This is a genomic window from Paenibacillus sp. MAEPY2, from assembly GCF_000499205.1.
In the GTDB taxonomy this organism is placed as follows: Bacteria; Bacillota; Bacilli; order Paenibacillales; family Paenibacillaceae; genus Paenibacillus; species Paenibacillus vandeheii.
Genome location: NZ_AWUK01000047.1, coordinates 95,566 through 111,218 on the forward strand (window position 1 = coordinate 95,566; position 15,653 = coordinate 111,218).

Sequence of the window (15,653 nt, forward strand, 5' to 3'; positions counted from 1 at the left end):
GAACAAATGGTACAGAGTTTATGGAATTCATCACAGGCTTCGGAGAAAACAACTGGACTGGAGCAACTGGTCTATCGATCCAATCTGATTGGTGCAGATCGTCGTGTATGTAACATTTTTGGAGGCAACACCTCTACCAAAACGACGGTGAAAGATTTTCGCGGCCGTGATATAGAAGTGATGTATGTAAAAGGCAGCGGATCTGACCTGGCTTCTATGCAGGCGAAGCATTTTACAGGCCTTGGACTTGAAGACATTCGTCCATTAATCGAACGTGAATCCATGTCGGATGAAGAGATGGTCGAATATCTGGGACATTGCATGATCGATTCCAAACATCCACGTGCGTCCATTGAGACGTTGCTGCATGCGTTCCTTCCATATAAACATGTGGACCATACCCATCCGGATGCAATTATTAGTCTGTGTTGTGCAGATAACGGAAAAGAACTGGCTAAAGAGATTTACGGAGACCGATTTGTATGGGTTCCTTATGTGCGTCCCGGATTCACACTGTCCAAGATGATTGCTGAAAGCGTATTCTCGAATCCAAATGCCGAACTGGTTCTGATGGAGAAGCACGGACTCGTGACTTGGGGAGAAACCTCCGAAGAATGTTACGCCCAGACGATCAAAATAATTAATGAAGCGGAAGCCTTCATTGAAGCACGTGTTGACGAAGAAAACCTGTTTGGCGGAGAGAAACATCCCGCGCTTGAGGCAGAGGTTCGTCGTCAGATCGTATCCAAAGTAATGCCGACCATTCGGGGAGCGGTTTCGGATAGCAAAAAAATGATTTTGTCCTTTGACGATCAGGAGGATGTGCTTGCCTTTGTTGGAGGAGTGGACTCACCAGAACTGTCACAGGTGGGCGCGGCGTGCCCGGATCATTTGGTGCACACCAAAGTGGTACCTCTATTCATTGATTGGACACCGGACGCGGAGGATATCGAAGGGCTGAAATCCAAGCTGGTGGAAGGCGTAGCCACCTACAAAGAACAATATCAAGCATATTTTGAAAGCAACAAAAACGAAGGCGACGTGATGTTCGAAGCTGCGCCTCGTGTCATTCTCATCCCGGGTGTGGGTATGATTAACACAGGCAAGAGCTGGGCGCTGTCCCAGGTAAGCGGGGCGTTGTATCATAGAGCCATTGCCGTGATGCGTGGTGCGACAAGTTTAGGCCAATTCGTATCCCTCAGCGCCAATGAATCCTACAATGTAGAGTACTGGCCGCTTGAGCTGTACAAATTATCGCTGGCTCCGGCAGAGACCGAATTTTCCCGCAAAGTGGCGTTCATTACCGGGGGTGCCGGTGGAATTGGAAGTGAAACAGCACGCAGATTAGTATCTGAAGGGGCACACGTCGTTCTCGCGGACCTCAACCTTGAAGGAGCGCAGAAGGTAGCTCAGGAAATTAACGACCAATATGGTGCGAATCGCGCATATGCATTGAAGATGGACGTGACCGATGAGGAAGCGGTGCAATCTGCGTATGCCGAAGTTGCTGTACAATATGGCGGAGTGGATATCATCGTAAATAATGCGGGCTTGGCCACCTCCAGTCCATTTGACGAAACCTCGTTAAAGGAATGGAACCTGAATATGAGTGTGCTGGGTACGGGGTATTTCCTTGTGGCGCGTGAGGCCTTCAAATTGATGAAACAGCAGGGGATTGGCGGCAGTATGGTATTTATCGGGTCCAAAAACTCGGTTTATGCGGGTAAAAGCGCCTCTGCTTACAGCTCAGCCAAAGCGCTTGAGGCTCATTTGGCTCGCTGCATCGCCGCGGAAGGTGGGGAATACGGCATTCGTGTGAATACAATTCTCCCGGATGCCATCCTGCAAGGTTCAGCGATCTGGAACGGTTCATGGAGAAATGAACGTGCTGCAGCCTATGGCATCGAACCGGACCAACTGGAAGAGTACTATCGTAAACGTACAACTTTGCTCGTCAATATTTATCCAAGAGACATTGCGGAAGGCATTGCCTTCTTTGCCTCTTCCAGATCGGAAAAAACAACCGGTTGTATGATGACCATTGATGGCGGTGTGCCGGCAGCATTTACACGATAATAAGGAGGGTTCTCGCACATGGAAAATCAAGTCAAGCAAGCATATGAAGCAGCCAAATCATTATATGCGCAGCATGGAATTGATACGGATGAAGTGTTGAAGAAACTCGCAGAGATCAAAGTGTCTGTCCACTGTTGGCAGGGGGACGATGTAAAAGGCTTTCTGAATAAAGACGGAGAACTCACCGGTGGAATATCCGTTACAGGACAGTATCCGGGGGCTGCAACGACACCTGCAGAGCTTCGGGCAGACCTGGAGCAAGCATTCTCCATGATTCCCGGCAAACATAAGGTTAATTTGCATGCGATTTACGCGGATACGGACGAACAAGTGGAGCTGGATCGGATTGAGCCAAAGCATTATGAGAACTGGGTAAAATGGGCCAAAGAACAGGGGCTCGGTCTGGATTTCAATCCAACCTGCTTTTCTCATGAAAAATCAAGTGATGGATTCACGCTAAGTCACCCTGATCCGGCGATTCGCAAGTTCTGGATTGATCACTGCAAAGCATCCCGCCGCATTGGTGCTTACTTTGGTGAGCAGCTGGGTCAGACCTGTGTAACCAATGTGTGGGTACCGGACGGGTTCAAGGATAATCCGATTGATCGGATGACACCGCGGAAGCGGCTCAAGGATTCGCTGGATGAGGTATTTGCCGAGAAACTTGATCCGAAGTACCATCTGGATGCGGTAGAGAGCAAGCTCTTTGGCCTTGGTTCCGAAGCGTATGTTGTGGGTTCGCATGAATTCTATATGGGCTATGGACTACAAAATGATACGTTAATCTGCCTTGATGCCGGACATTTTCATCCAACGGAAGTGATATCCAACAAACTGTCTTCTTTGGCCCTGTTTACCAGCGGTATTCTGCTGCATGTCAGTCGTCCAATGCGTTGGGACAGTGACCATGTTGTCATTATGGATGATGAGCTGCTGGAAATCGCCCGCGAACTGGTGCGTCATGATCTGCTTCCAACGACACATATCGGCCTCGATTTCTTTGATGGAAGCATTAATAGGGTTGCTGCGTGGGTGGTCGGCACACGTAATACGATTAAAGCACTGCTGCGTGCAATGTTGGAACCTGTGGATGCCCTGAAATCAGCTGAACTGGCCGGGGATTATACGCTTCGCCTTGCTTTGACGGAAGAGTTCAAGTCCTATCCTTTCGGCGCGATTTGGGATTATTATTGTGCTCAGAAGCAAGTGCCTGTACGTGAACAGTGGATTGCTGAGATCAAAACGTATGAGCAGGAAGTTTTGCTTCAGCGCGATAAGTCTTTCGTATAATATATATTCGGTTTGCGGTATAAGATAAGAAGCAGTTGATAGTTGGACTCGTGATTATATAAGCAATTATTGTATTATTCACGTTCATATAATGCAAGCCACAGTGAATCAACCCTTCGCTGTGGCCTTTTTGTATGGGAAAAAAGCTGCGCGATGCATAAGTGGGGTCAAAGTTTCCATACTAAAAATACATAAAAAAATGCAACGCATTATTGTTGTCATTATTGCAACGCAGAGGAGGATCAATCCGATTTGAATCTCACCCAAAACAAATTGTATATCGCTGCTCTTGGCGGATTGAATGAAATTGGCAAGAACATGTACCTTATCCAGTATAATCAGGACATCATTGTCATCGACTGTGGTTCTAAATTTCCGGATGAAACCCTGCCGGGGATCGATCTTATCATTCCGGATGTAACGTATCTACTGGAAAATCAGGACAAGGTGAGAGCGCTTGTGGTTACTCATGGACATGAAGACCACATTGGAGGCATTCCTTATTTGTTAAAACAAATCAATATCCCTGTGTATGCGTCCAGACTGACACGAGGATTAATTGAGCTTAAACTGAAAGAGCATGGGCTGCTGCGCAAAGCGGAGATCCATACCGTTGACTCCAAATCCAGTATTACGCTGGGTGCCATTGAGGTTTCTTTTTTTGCAACCAGTCATAGCATACCGGATTGTCTCGGCATTTTCTTTCAGACACCAGGCGGCAATGTTGTCCATACCGGGGATTTCAAGTTTGATTTGTCACCTGTTAATGGGCCATATCCCGATCTGCATCGTATGGCCGAGATTGGCAAACAAGGTGTTCACGTACTGCTGTCCGAAAGCACCAATGCAGAGAGACCCGGATTCACGCCTTCCGAGCGTGTCGTTGGTGATCACATATTGGATGCGTTCATTCGTGCCAAACAAAAAGTATTTATATCAACCTTTGCGTCCAACGTAAGCAGGGTACAGCAAATTGTTAATGCTGCATTCGAGACGGGGCGTAAGTTGGCTCTGCTTGGCAGAAGCATGATCAATGTAGTGTCTGTAGCCAGTGAACTGGGATACCTGGATGTTCCTGAGGGGTTGCTCATTGAAGCAATAGATTCGGACCAGTTTCCACCTGATGAGGTCGTTGTGCTCTGTACGGGAAGTCAGGGTGAGACGATGGCTGCATTATCCCGCCTGGCTGCCTCCAAACATCCTCATGTGAAGATTGCACCTGGAGATACCGTTATCATTGCCGCTGGTGCGATCCCGGGAAACGAGCGCAATCTTGCGCATGTCATTGATAATCTGTATGTGCTCGGTGCACGCGTTATTTATGGTTCAAGCGGCGCAGCAGGCATGCATGTATCAGGACATGGTAGCCAGGAAGAACTCAAACTGATGCTGACCCTGATGAAGCCTGATTATCTGATTCCTGTTCACGGCGAGTTCCGTATGTTGTATCAGCATAGACAGCTCGCGGAGTCTGTGGGGATAGAACGAGATCATGTATTTATCGTGAATAATGGGGATATGATTCAGTACCAAGATGGCGTTGCTTCTTCGGGTCCCAAAATTGCTTCAGGCAACAGTCTGGTTGATGGTCTGCTCATGGGCGATGTCGGTAATATCGTGCTGCGTGACCGCCGGCAACTGTCCTCCGATGGAATGTTGGTGATTGTGGCTACGCTGAGCAAAACGGAGAAGCATATGGTTACATCACCTGAAATTATCTCCAGAGGTTTTGTATTTGTGAAAGACTCCGAGGAATTCATGAAAGAAATTCTTGAGCTGGTTCAGAACAAGATGAATGAACTAACCGAAAGCGGAGCGAATCAATGGAATGTGATCAAAAGAAAGCTGAAGGACGAGATTGGTCATTACATCTACGCTCAGACGAAACGAAGACCGATGATTCTACCCATTATTATTGAGGTATGAGGAAAGGGAGATTACAGTCAAAGCTTCCTGTCATGTACTGGAACAGAGACTCCTGCTAGGAAATTAAGATGATCAAAAGCCTGAGAAATGTGTGGTCATACAGCATTTGAATGACCACACATTTTAGTCAGGCTTTTATTGTTTGTTAATTAACCTATTGATCCTTCAGCAACCCCGATTGTCTCACAGATGTGAGGAACTGATTGAATTGCTCGATGTTTAATTGCTGTGCGCTATCCGAGAGGGCCACCGCCGGATTTGGATGAACCTCAACCATAACACCATCTGCACCCGCTGCCAGAGCTGCCTTGGCACAAGGAGCGAGAATGTCTTTGCGACCGGTAGAGTGGGTTACATCCACAAGTACAGGCAGGTGGGTTTCCTGTTTCAGAATCGGTACAGCAGAGATGTCGAGTGTATTTCGGGTTGCTTTTTCATACGTGCGAATGCCTCGTTCAATCAGCATGACCTGTTTGTTACCTCGAGAGACAACATATTCTGCAGCATGCACGAATTCATCAATGGTTGCAGACAACCCGCGTTTCAGCAGAATAGGGATGTTTACATCTCCCGCAGCCTTGAGCAGTTCAAAGTTTTGCATGTTACGGGCACCAATCTGGATCACATCAATATACTCGCCAGCCAGTTCAATATGACTTGGATGCACAATCTCACTAATGGTCTTCAGCCCGAACTCATCGGCAACTTCCTTCAGAATTTTCAATCCTTCGATTCCGAGTCCCTGGAAGTCATATGGAGAAGTACGAGGTTTGAATGCACCTCCGCGCATCACGGTAATGCCGGCAGCTTTCAGCGCTGCGGCGACCTCGCGTACCTGCTCGTAACTTTCAACTGAGCACGGTCCAGCAATCATGATCGGTTTGCCTGCACCTACCTTGACGTTTCCGATGGAGACGACCGTATCTTCCTGCTGATTTTTGCGGCTAACGAGCAGCTGTTTCTTGTGTTCGTCGACCTGAAGGTTCAGGGAGGCTTGGAAAATTTGTTTGAACAGGAGCTTGATGGCATCGTCTTGGAAAGGCCCCGGGTTGGCCGCAGTCAGTTCCTCCAGCATTTCTTTTTCGCGAACCGGATCAAACTTGGGTACACCCTGTTTTTCCTTGATTTGACCAATTTCCTGTGTAATTTGGGCCCGTTCTGACAACAAGTGCAGGAGGTTATGGTTAATTTCACTCAATCGGCCTCTTAATTGTTCCAAGTTCTTGCTTTGATCCATTCTGATCCACTCCTTCAATATAGGTTTATGAAAAAACACAAAAAGGCCCATCATCCGTAAGGGACGAAGAAGCCGTGGTACCACCCTAATTAGAAACGGTCCTGCTGATTGAATACAGCCGATCTGTTTCTCACTTTGACCTTTTAACGCAAGGAACGGATTGTCCTAGAAGCTGTACCTTGAGGAGCAGCTCTTCAGCAATCGGCTCGGGAGTGAACTTCGGCGGCATGTTCCTTTCGGGTGCTCTCAGTCTTCGGCACCGCGTCCCTGTAATGAACGATAACTCCGCGTACTCTTTCCGTCATAGCCTGTATGAATAATGATGTTCTGTGCTGTATTTCATGATGCAAGTTAGGAATTGAAGTTATACTAGCATCTCATGTTCCTTGTCTGCAAGAAGCTGAATTAATGCCATGCATCAATAACGCTTTACCGTGACGCATTATACATCTGCTTCCAGTGTCCTGTGTGATTTACTAATAGCTTCATGGGAATAGTATTCGCAAGGGTATACCATTCGAAGTATAATATAAGTGAATGCATGTGAATGTGAATAAGAGGAGAAATTATGAATAAAACGATTTCGGATATCGCCCAAATGGCAGGCGTGGCGAAGAGTACAGTCTCTCGTTTCCTGAATGGTGGTTCTGTTAGTGAAGATACACGGCAGAAAATTGAGCGCATTATTAAACAATATAATTACGTACCCAATACGTTTGCACAGAGTCTTAAAGCAAAAAAAACCAGTATTATTGGAACGGTTGTTCCTCGTCTGGATTCCTTTGCAACCTCCCAGACATTGATTGGCATCGATGAAGAATTAAGAAATAATCAGTATCAGATGCTGATCGCGAATACGAGCCAGGATATGCAACGCGAGATTGATGCAATATATGATTTTGCCAGACAAAAAGTGTCCGGCATTATTCTGCTAGCCGCCGAAGTGACCGATGCACATCTGAAAGCCGTTGAAGACATCGGGATTCCGGTCCTCTTAGTAGGACAGCAGAGTAAACAGCTGCACAGTCTGGTTCATAATGATGATCAGGCGGGGTATGAGATGGGTAAGCATGTTGTGGAAAAAGGCCATCGGAAGATCGTCTATATGGGTGTTACCGAGAAAGATCAGGCGGTGGGTATCCATCGCAAACAAGGGTTCAAGCGTGCAATTGACGAATGTGGCGGATGTGATGTGACGTATTATGAGACAAGCTTCAAAATGTCCGAAGCTATCGTTACCGCAGAAGCGATTATGAAAGAAAGTAAACCGACCATTATTGTGGGCGCAACGGATAATATTGCACTGGGTGTGATGAAGATTGCTTTTTCCAACAAGGTACGAATTCCCCAGGATCTGTCGGTTACCGGATTTGGTGGTTATGAAATTACCGAGATGATTCATCCTACGCTAACGACGGTGAAATATCATTATTTTGAGGCAGGTCAAGTGGCGGCCCAGCACATTATTCGTCTGGTAAAAGGCGAGCCAGTGGAACAGTGCACGATCCTTGATGTGGAGATTATTCCACGAGAAAGCGTTGACAAGATATAATTGAATCCTATATGATAATTCCATCGAACCGGTTCCACACCAAATATCCAATGCGGATATGGGAACACGGTGGCAGGCGAAAAAGCCATATGGAATTATTTTTTTAAGTGCATTGGAACCGGTTCCTCTAATTTGGGTTTTACTTTTCGCGAGGATGGAGAACACTTTTTATGAAAATGACTAGAGAGCAACGCTACAGACGAATCGAGCAGGCAGAGCCTGGAGAAATAGGCAAGCTGGAAGCTTTGATCTCATCATGTCCGTGGAGACAGAGTTACCATATCCAGCCTATAACCGGACTGCTTAACGATCCTAACGGATTTTCTTATTATCAGGGGTATTATCATCTGTTCTATCAGTGGTTTCCACTCGGGACCGAGCATGGAATGAAATATTGGTATCATACCCGTTCAACGGATCTGGTGAACTGGGAAGAAGTCGGAATCGGAATTCAGCCGGGTGACACATACGACTCACATGGGGCGTATTCGGGCAGTGCTATTGAAAAAGAAGGTCAACTGTATCTGCTGTACACAGGCAATACAAGAGATCAAGAGTGGATCAGGCATCCGTATCAGTGTCTGGCGATTATGGATGAAAGCGGTTCAATAGCCAAAGTGGATCAACCTGTAATCTCCGAAGTACCTTTTGGGTACACAGAGCACTTCCGAGATCCAAAGGTATGGCAGCAGGGGGACACGTATTATTGTGTGATTGGAGCCCAGCGCGTGGATGAGACCGGATGCACAGTATTATATCGCTCGTCAGATCTCAGAAACTGGACGTTTCTTGGAGAGATTCATACTGGGCTACCGAAGTTTGGCTACATGTGGGAGTGCCCCGATTATATGGAGCTGCAAGGTCAGGGTGTGCTGATCTTTTCTCCTCAAGGAATAGAAAGTCAGGGAGATGAGTATCAGAATATTTTTCAGTCGGGCTATCTGATTGGCGAACCACTGGATCTTCAGACAAGGCATTTCGAACATGGTCCGTTTCAGGAGCTGGATCGCGGATTTGACTTTTATGCCCCGCAGACGATGCAGGCGCCGGATGGACGACGAATTCTGGTGGGATGGATGGGACTCCCCGATTTGGAGTATCCGACAGACCAGAGTGGATGGGCTCATTGCCTGACGATTCCGCGGCAGTTGTCACTTCGGGAGGGCAAGTTAATCCAGCAGCCTGTCTCTGAAATGGTGAAGCTTCGCGGGGATGATGAAGGGAATCATATGCAATTCACACTTAATAATGAGACCCGATCTTTCCCGGACTTTGCTGGAATTGCTTATGAGTTGGAATGCGAGATCCGTGATTTTGACGCAGAGACCGTGGGTATTGAATTCCGGGCAAGCGCAGAAGAGAAGACTGTGTTGCAGTATGATCGCTTGGCACAGAAAGTAATCCTGGATCGCTCCGAATCAGGCGCCCCGCTCGCGGAGCGGAATGGAAATGTGCGGCGCTGCGCACTGAATGCAGACGTGCTTAAGATTCATATGTTTGTGGATTCTTCTTCCGTTGAGATCTTTGTCAATGATGGAGAAGAAGTATTCACAAGCCGTATCTTCCCTAGTAAGGAAAGTGTGGAGATTCGCTTCTTTGCACAGGCAGGCAAGGCAGAATTTCAGGCATCAAAGTGGAATTATTAGAGATATAACGTGAGAGGAATGAAGAACCATGTCGGATAATCAGCAGATTGCCCAGGACGTTATTCGTGCCATCGGGGGCAAAGAAAATATCGCGTCATTTGCACATTGCGCAACACGTCTTCGGATCATGGTGAATGACAAGGATAAGATTGATCAGAAGCAGGTCGAGAACATCGACAAAGTGAAAGGGGCTTTTTTCAACTCGGGCCAGTATCAGATCATTTTCGGAACAGGAACCGTAAACCGGATATTTGAAGAGGTAGAGAAGCTGGGGATCGAGGGAACTTCCAAGGAAGACGTGAAGAGTCAGGGCAAAAAGGAAGGCAATGCTTTTCAACGGGCCATTCGTACGTTTGGTGACGTTTTTGTACCGATTATTCCTGTGCTCGTGGCAACGGGGCTATTCATGGGTCTGCGAGGGCTGCTCACTCAGAATGAAATTCTTTCGCTGTTTGGTGCAACACCTGAAGACATTTCGCCCAATTTCCTGCTATTTACTCAGATCCTGACGGACACAGCATTTGCATTTCTTCCTGCACTTGTAGCCTGGTCTGCGTTCCGCGTATTTGGCGGGAGTCCGGTTCTGGGTATCGTTTTGGGTCTGATGCTTGTGAATCCGGCGCTGCCAAATGCGTACGCGGTGGCCGATGGATCGGCACAACCGCTGCATATGTTCGGGTTCATACCGGTAGTCGGGTATCAGGGCTCCGTGCTGCCTGCGTTCTTCGTGGGGTTGATCGGAGCGAAGTTTGAGAAAGTTCTGAGAAGACGTGTACCGGAGGCACTGGACTTAATTCTTACCCCTTTTATTACGCTGACGGTCATGATTACATTGGGACTCTTCGCCATCGGCCCGGTATTCCATTCCCTGGAGGAGTGGGTGCTGCATGGAACGACTGCCGTATTGGGACTGCCATTTGGTATTGCGGGTATTATTATTGGTTTCTTTCATCAAATTATTGTCGTTACCGGTGTCCACCACATCTTTAACTTTCTGGAGATACAATTGCTGGAGAAAACGGGCTTTAATCCGTTCAACGCGATTATTACCTGTGCTATGGCTGCACAAGGAGCGGCTTGTCTGGCGGTGGGGTTGAAAACCAAAAATACTAAGCTGAAAGCACTCGCACTGCCTTCGTCATTTTCTGCATTTCTTGGGATTACCGAACCCGCTATCTTCGGGGTTAACTTGCGGTATATGAAACCATTTATCATGGGGCTTGTGGGAGGCGCTGTGGGTGGATTTCTCGCATCCTTGTTCCACTTGCAAGGTACTGGTATGGCGGTGACGGTTATTCCGGGAACTCTGCTGTATTTGAACAGTCAATTGCCTTTGTACATTTTGTCCAATGTGGTGGCTATGGGTATTGCCTTTGCACTTACCTGGTTCTTTGGATATAAGGATCAGCCCGTTGCGGAGGAAGTATCGAGCCATGCAGAAGAAGAGAACAAGTCGGAAGTTCCGGCGCAAAAGTCAAACCCATCTGCCAGCCAGGCTGTGAACCATCGTACAAAAGTAGGTATCCTGGAGATTGTCTCACCGATGACAGGCACAGCCGTTGCTTTGGAGCAGGTTCCTGATCCTGCATTCTCGGAAAAGCATATGGGAGAAGGGATCGCTATCGAGCCTTCTGAGGGTAAAGTATTTGCACCTTTTGATGGCGTTATCGCTCATGTGATGAACAAGAGCAAACATGCAGTAATTCTGGAACATGAAACGGGTGTTCAGATGCTGGTGCATATTGGAATTAACACGGTTGGATTGAAGGGGGAAGGTTTTACCGCACATGTGAATAGCGGCGACATCGTAACCGCAGGACAACTGTTGATTGAATTTGACATGGAAGCCATTCAGGCTGCAGGACTTCCATTGATTACACCTGTGCTCATTCCCAATGGGAACGATCGGATTGAACAGGTGATGGCTAATTTCACAGGCCCTGTTCAAGCTAATGGGGAAGCACTAATCTTTGTGAAATTTACTGAACCGCAATAAGTGAAAAATTGAAAAAAAACAGGTCAGAAAATGCAAAGAGACCCGGTGTATATCACCAGGGTTTATTTGCATTTTTATGTATCATTTCTTCAAAACGGAAGGTGTCAAAAAGAATAATACGTCAGGGCATATTGCATCAGAAAGGTGCGGATTTCTTCTTGGCTTAACCTATCATCAGAAGTGCTGGCTTGCTCCAGGTTGAGAAGCAAATGGTTGACGGCTTCATGTAGAAACAGCATGCGTTCGTGTCCCCAGAGCGTCTGGTGCTGCTTGATATATTGCATGACCTGTGACATGTGCATGCCCTTTAAAGCTCTGAACACCGAAGCCCATTGCACCAGATCAGTAGGATGGGAGCCCTCAGGCAGTTCAAATTCAGCAAAACCATGAACATGCCCACATGAGATTTTGAACAATCCACAATAACGGAATATCTGTTCACGCTCTATAAATGGCAATTTTCGCATATCGTACTGAATAATCTCCATGGAACTGATTCGGGCATTAACATGAATCTCCGATCGTATTTTCACATCACAACTTGCAATCACCATTCCAACCTCCATAGGCAAAATCACCTTATTGTTATCACTATTCTGCCGATTATGTTACGACTGATTAAAACTGAAGTAAAATAAATCCTCATTGAAAAAAGGCCTGTTTTACCGATTTTTGGTTTGAAATGCACACATGTAAGCGATTAATGAGAGATATATCTGCGTTTTGGACTCGAATAACTCGATATTTTCTTCCGCTCATGATAGACCGAGCATCATGGCGCATGAGAGCGAAAAGAGAAGTTTAAATAAGAAACGCTCACCCGAATGCCCAGGAATGAATCAGAACAGTGCAGAATTCCAATGCAGTTGAATTGCGGAGATAAGGATAGAGGACTATGATTCGCACATAACGTACTCCAGACGGCATTTGCAGGATCTGATGTGAAGGCGAGGTTGGCGGTAATGGATGAAGTAATGATGGTTGTATCGACAGGATATGGTGAGGCGGGTAAGAATTTTGTGGAGGTATTACTGAAGAGGGGATTTGCAGTTGTTGTACTTGTACACAGTGAAGAGGAGAAGAAACAACTTCAAGCACTTGGTGCAGTCACTGTGTGCTCCATTCAGAACACTTCAGGCCGTAATCAGTTTCCGCCCGAATTCGTAGTGAAAAACGCCTTTGTCTTCGAAAATAACTTGCCACAGTGCTGCCAGGATATTGAGCTGTGTCGCAGCTTGTGTCCGCAACAACTCTATGTTGTTTCCAGCAATAGGGCTCGTGTTGGGCTTGTATATAAAGGCCTGGGAGCAACATATGTCATTCACAGCCGAAATGGAGATGTTTCATTTTTATTGTAAACCGCCAAAAGGCAGGAGATAAACCGCAACATGAAAGACTGAGGCGGCGAAGTCGCCTGATCGTGCTCTCCTATCGCCAGTGGGATTTAACCACATATAAAATGAAAAACGTTCTGTCCAGAGCCCTATACCCTGGACAAAACGTTTCGTGAAATCCAATTTGCTATAAATTGGGCAGTGAAACCCTATTAGGAAGAGATTCCGACAACACTGGAACCATTCTTTGTAATTTTGTACGTAATGATGTCTCCGCTCCAGAAATGGAACTTGAGAATGATTTCGCCATTATTCGTTTCGTTGAAAAAGTTTTGTTTCAGTTCAATCACGTTATTACTGTAATTCGGACTGAAGGTGTAGGAAAATTCTTTGAATGAAGTCCAGTTTTGCGGACCTGCGTTTCCGCCACTTGTATACGTTGCTTCCATGGTGGCCAATTGATTGCCATTAAAGGTAGTCGGAATCGCAAATGAGCTCGTTGTGCCCGTTACATTACTCAGTTTAGGCGTATCATACTTGATGATATTCAGGTTCCAGTTTGCGCCTTTGTTGAATTTGATGGTCAGCTTGGCATTGACCCCAAGATTGCCGGAAGTGGTCAGTCTGGTCAATAGACTGGATTTCAATGTCAGCACATCACCACTGATGGTGTAATCCGTTCCATTCACAAGGGTTGTATTACCATTGACAAGAGAACTAAATGTATTGCCATTAAGATTCAGTTTTACGGTTTTATCCTGAATTGCAGCCCCTTTTTTCAGATATACCAGATCGGATTCAGCAGTGGACGAACGACCTGTCCAGCTTGCTTTCATCGTGTTATACAGGTCAGGGTCAGACCAGGTGAAGCTGGTACGGCCGAAATGCTGTCCATTATCCCATAACATGGTGGTCATTTGCTTCGAACGGAGGTATTGGCCAATGAATTCAAAGAATTTCAACTTCTCACCTTGCTCAATGACGCCTGTGTGCTGATCAAAGCCGAGCAAGCCATACTCACCGACGATAACCGGAATGCCTTTGGCAGTAAAAGCATTGTACACACGGTCGAAGGTATCCGTAATATCCTTTTGCACTTCAGCATTATATTTCGTATACCCAGCAATATTTACGCTGAATGGCCAGAAGCCATAGTAGTGGACTGTAGCGATAAGCTTAGGATCATTCAATTTCGCAATCGTCTGGGATAATGCATCAAGATCTGGTTGAGCGGAAGAGGTATGCAACGTTGGGAGGACCAATGGACGTGTTGCATTATTTCCCCCCGATGCTCTCACGATTTTATGAAAAGATACATTTAACTCATCCAGCAACGCGTATGCAGTAGCGGTATTCGTTGTACCACCTTCGGTGAAGCGGGGTTCATTTACACTTTCGAACATCAGCTTGGTGGACGCATTTTTGAATTTGTTTGCAATTTGAGTCCAGGCAGAGTTGTACCGTGCAAGAACATTGGCATGGTCATTTTCCATATAGCTGATCCACTGCCATGAATCGTGATGGATGTTGATCATGACATACAGATTGGCATCAAGAGCCCAGTTTACAACCTGTTGTACCCGGTTCATGTAAGCGGTATCAATAGTGTAGTTGGGTGCTCCACCCATGTGAGCTTGCCAGGTCACTGGAATACGAATACTCTTGTAGCCTTGATTGGCGATACTTTGGATCAGCTGCTGAGTGATTAGCGGGTTACCCCAGGCCGTTTCATCTGCACCAACAGCATCCAGTGAATTACCGAGATTCCAGCCCGGCTCCATCGCAGTAACGTAGGATTGAATATTAGTTGGAGCGGCGGCAGCACTTGTCTGAATCGTCTCATCTGTAGCTGCAGAGGCGATGGCGGATGAGAACAAGGACAGGATCATTACTGTTACGATAGTGAGTGAGAGGACCGATTTGCGGTTTTTGTTCATTAACATAATCTCCTTTGTAATTATAATCGTTGAACTAGGAATAGAGCGCTTACAAAAATTAGCGATTTAAGCTCAATATCGAACAAGACCCTAGATTGATTTAAATGGAATCACCACCAAATTTAGTATTGAAAACGTTTTCCGAAATGCAAATATATCATGATTTATTCAAAGAAAATACCATAATAATTGGATGATAATTCATGTGAAAATTAGTGATTATGACAATTATGGAATATCATAGGGGAATGAATGCTTCGAGTTACGCAGTTGCTCCAGGAGCTATCGATACACCAATGCTACGTGCTTTGGATCTCCTATATCACAGGCACTACGATTCACGCGGATGTGTGATACACGTCACGATCAACGTAAGGGGAAGAATTTGAAAGATATAATCCGGCTTCTACAGCCCAAGTCACAACAAAATTGACAATTCAGCTATTCCTTGCTAAAGTTTTATCCAATCCGCATAATTGTGATCTGGGAATGTTACCGATATGGGCATAACCTGAGCTGGCTTGTATACACTGCAACGTGTATCCAGGCTGGTTCGGGTTTTTTGTATTTAAGTTGAACGAACGGTTCTACATTGGACCACTGCGCGGACAGAACAATCTTCCGATCGCTGTAAAGGCGAAGCGTATGCTTCCGAAGCA

At 46.3% G+C, this 15,653-nt stretch carries 10 protein-coding genes; 7 read left to right on the forward strand and 3 right to left on the reverse strand.

Going from position 1 to position 15,653, the window contains the following annotated elements; translation table 11 throughout:
- Positions 1-6: 6 nt before the first annotated feature.
- The 3 genes from P364_RS0130770 (at position 7) to P364_RS0130780 (ending at position 5,292) form a co-directional block, all read left to right on the forward strand.
- Positions 7-2,076 (forward strand): bifunctional rhamnulose-1-phosphate aldolase/short-chain dehydrogenase, encoded by a 2,070-nt coding sequence (locus P364_RS0130770; RefSeq protein ID WP_024633849.1) that lies wholly within the window; start codon positions 7-9, stop codon positions 2,074-2,076.
- Between the two features lie 18 nt (positions 2,077-2,094).
- Complete coding sequence (gene rhaA, locus P364_RS0130775) at positions 2,095-3,366, forward strand: L-rhamnose isomerase (RefSeq protein WP_024633850.1); 1,272 nt, start codon at positions 2,095-2,097, stop codon at positions 3,364-3,366.
- 252 nt (positions 3,367-3,618) lie between these two features.
- A complete protein-coding gene (locus P364_RS0130780; RefSeq protein WP_024633851.1) occupies positions 3,619-5,292 on the forward strand; it encodes a ribonuclease J in 1,674 nt (557 codons plus the stop codon).
- Positions 5,293-5,446: 154 nt separating this feature from the next.
- Here P364_RS0130780 and P364_RS0130785 read toward each other — a convergent pair whose 3' ends face one another.
- Positions 5,447-6,529, reverse strand: coding sequence for a bifunctional 3-deoxy-7-phosphoheptulonate synthase/chorismate mutase (locus P364_RS0130785; protein ID WP_024633852.1), 1,083 nt, complete (start codon positions 6,527-6,529; stop codon positions 5,447-5,449).
- 568 nt (positions 6,530-7,097) lie between these two features.
- Between P364_RS0130785 and P364_RS0130790 the strand changes: the two genes are divergently transcribed.
- The 3 genes from P364_RS0130790 (at position 7,098) to P364_RS0130800 (ending at position 11,723) form a co-directional block, all read left to right on the forward strand.
- On the forward strand, positions 7,098-8,081 hold the full coding sequence (locus P364_RS0130790) for a LacI family DNA-binding transcriptional regulator (protein WP_024633853.1): 984 nt from the start codon (positions 7,098-7,100) through the stop codon (positions 8,079-8,081).
- Positions 8,082-8,251: 170 nt separating this feature from the next.
- Positions 8,252-9,727, forward strand: coding sequence for a glycoside hydrolase family 32 protein (locus P364_RS0130795; RefSeq protein ID WP_024633854.1), 1,476 nt, complete (start codon positions 8,252-8,254; stop codon positions 9,725-9,727).
- 28 nt (positions 9,728-9,755) lie between these two features.
- The gene (locus tag P364_RS0130800) at positions 9,756-11,723 is read left to right on the forward strand and encodes a sucrose-specific PTS transporter subunit IIBC (protein WP_024633855.1); all 1,968 of its coding nucleotides are present in this window, start codon (positions 9,756-9,758) and stop codon (positions 11,721-11,723) included.
- A gap of 104 nt (positions 11,724-11,827) precedes the next feature.
- On the opposite strand, the gene P364_RS36410 is transcribed toward P364_RS0130800, so the two are convergent.
- Entirely contained in the window at positions 11,828-12,277 is a 450-nt protein-coding gene (locus P364_RS36410; RefSeq protein ID WP_152532771.1) for a hypothetical protein, read from the reverse strand.
- A gap of 408 nt (positions 12,278-12,685) precedes the next feature.
- Between P364_RS36410 and P364_RS36415 the strand changes: the two genes are divergently transcribed.
- Complete coding sequence (locus P364_RS36415) at positions 12,686-13,081, forward strand: hypothetical protein (RefSeq protein WP_024633857.1); 396 nt, start codon at positions 12,686-12,688, stop codon at positions 13,079-13,081.
- A 188-nt stretch (positions 13,082-13,269) separates the two neighbouring features.
- Here P364_RS36415 and P364_RS0130815 read toward each other — a convergent pair whose 3' ends face one another.
- Entirely contained in the window at positions 13,270-14,994 is a 1,725-nt protein-coding gene (locus tag P364_RS0130815; protein ID WP_024633858.1) for a cellulase family glycosylhydrolase, read from the reverse strand.
- Positions 14,995-15,653: the final 659 nt, after the last annotated feature.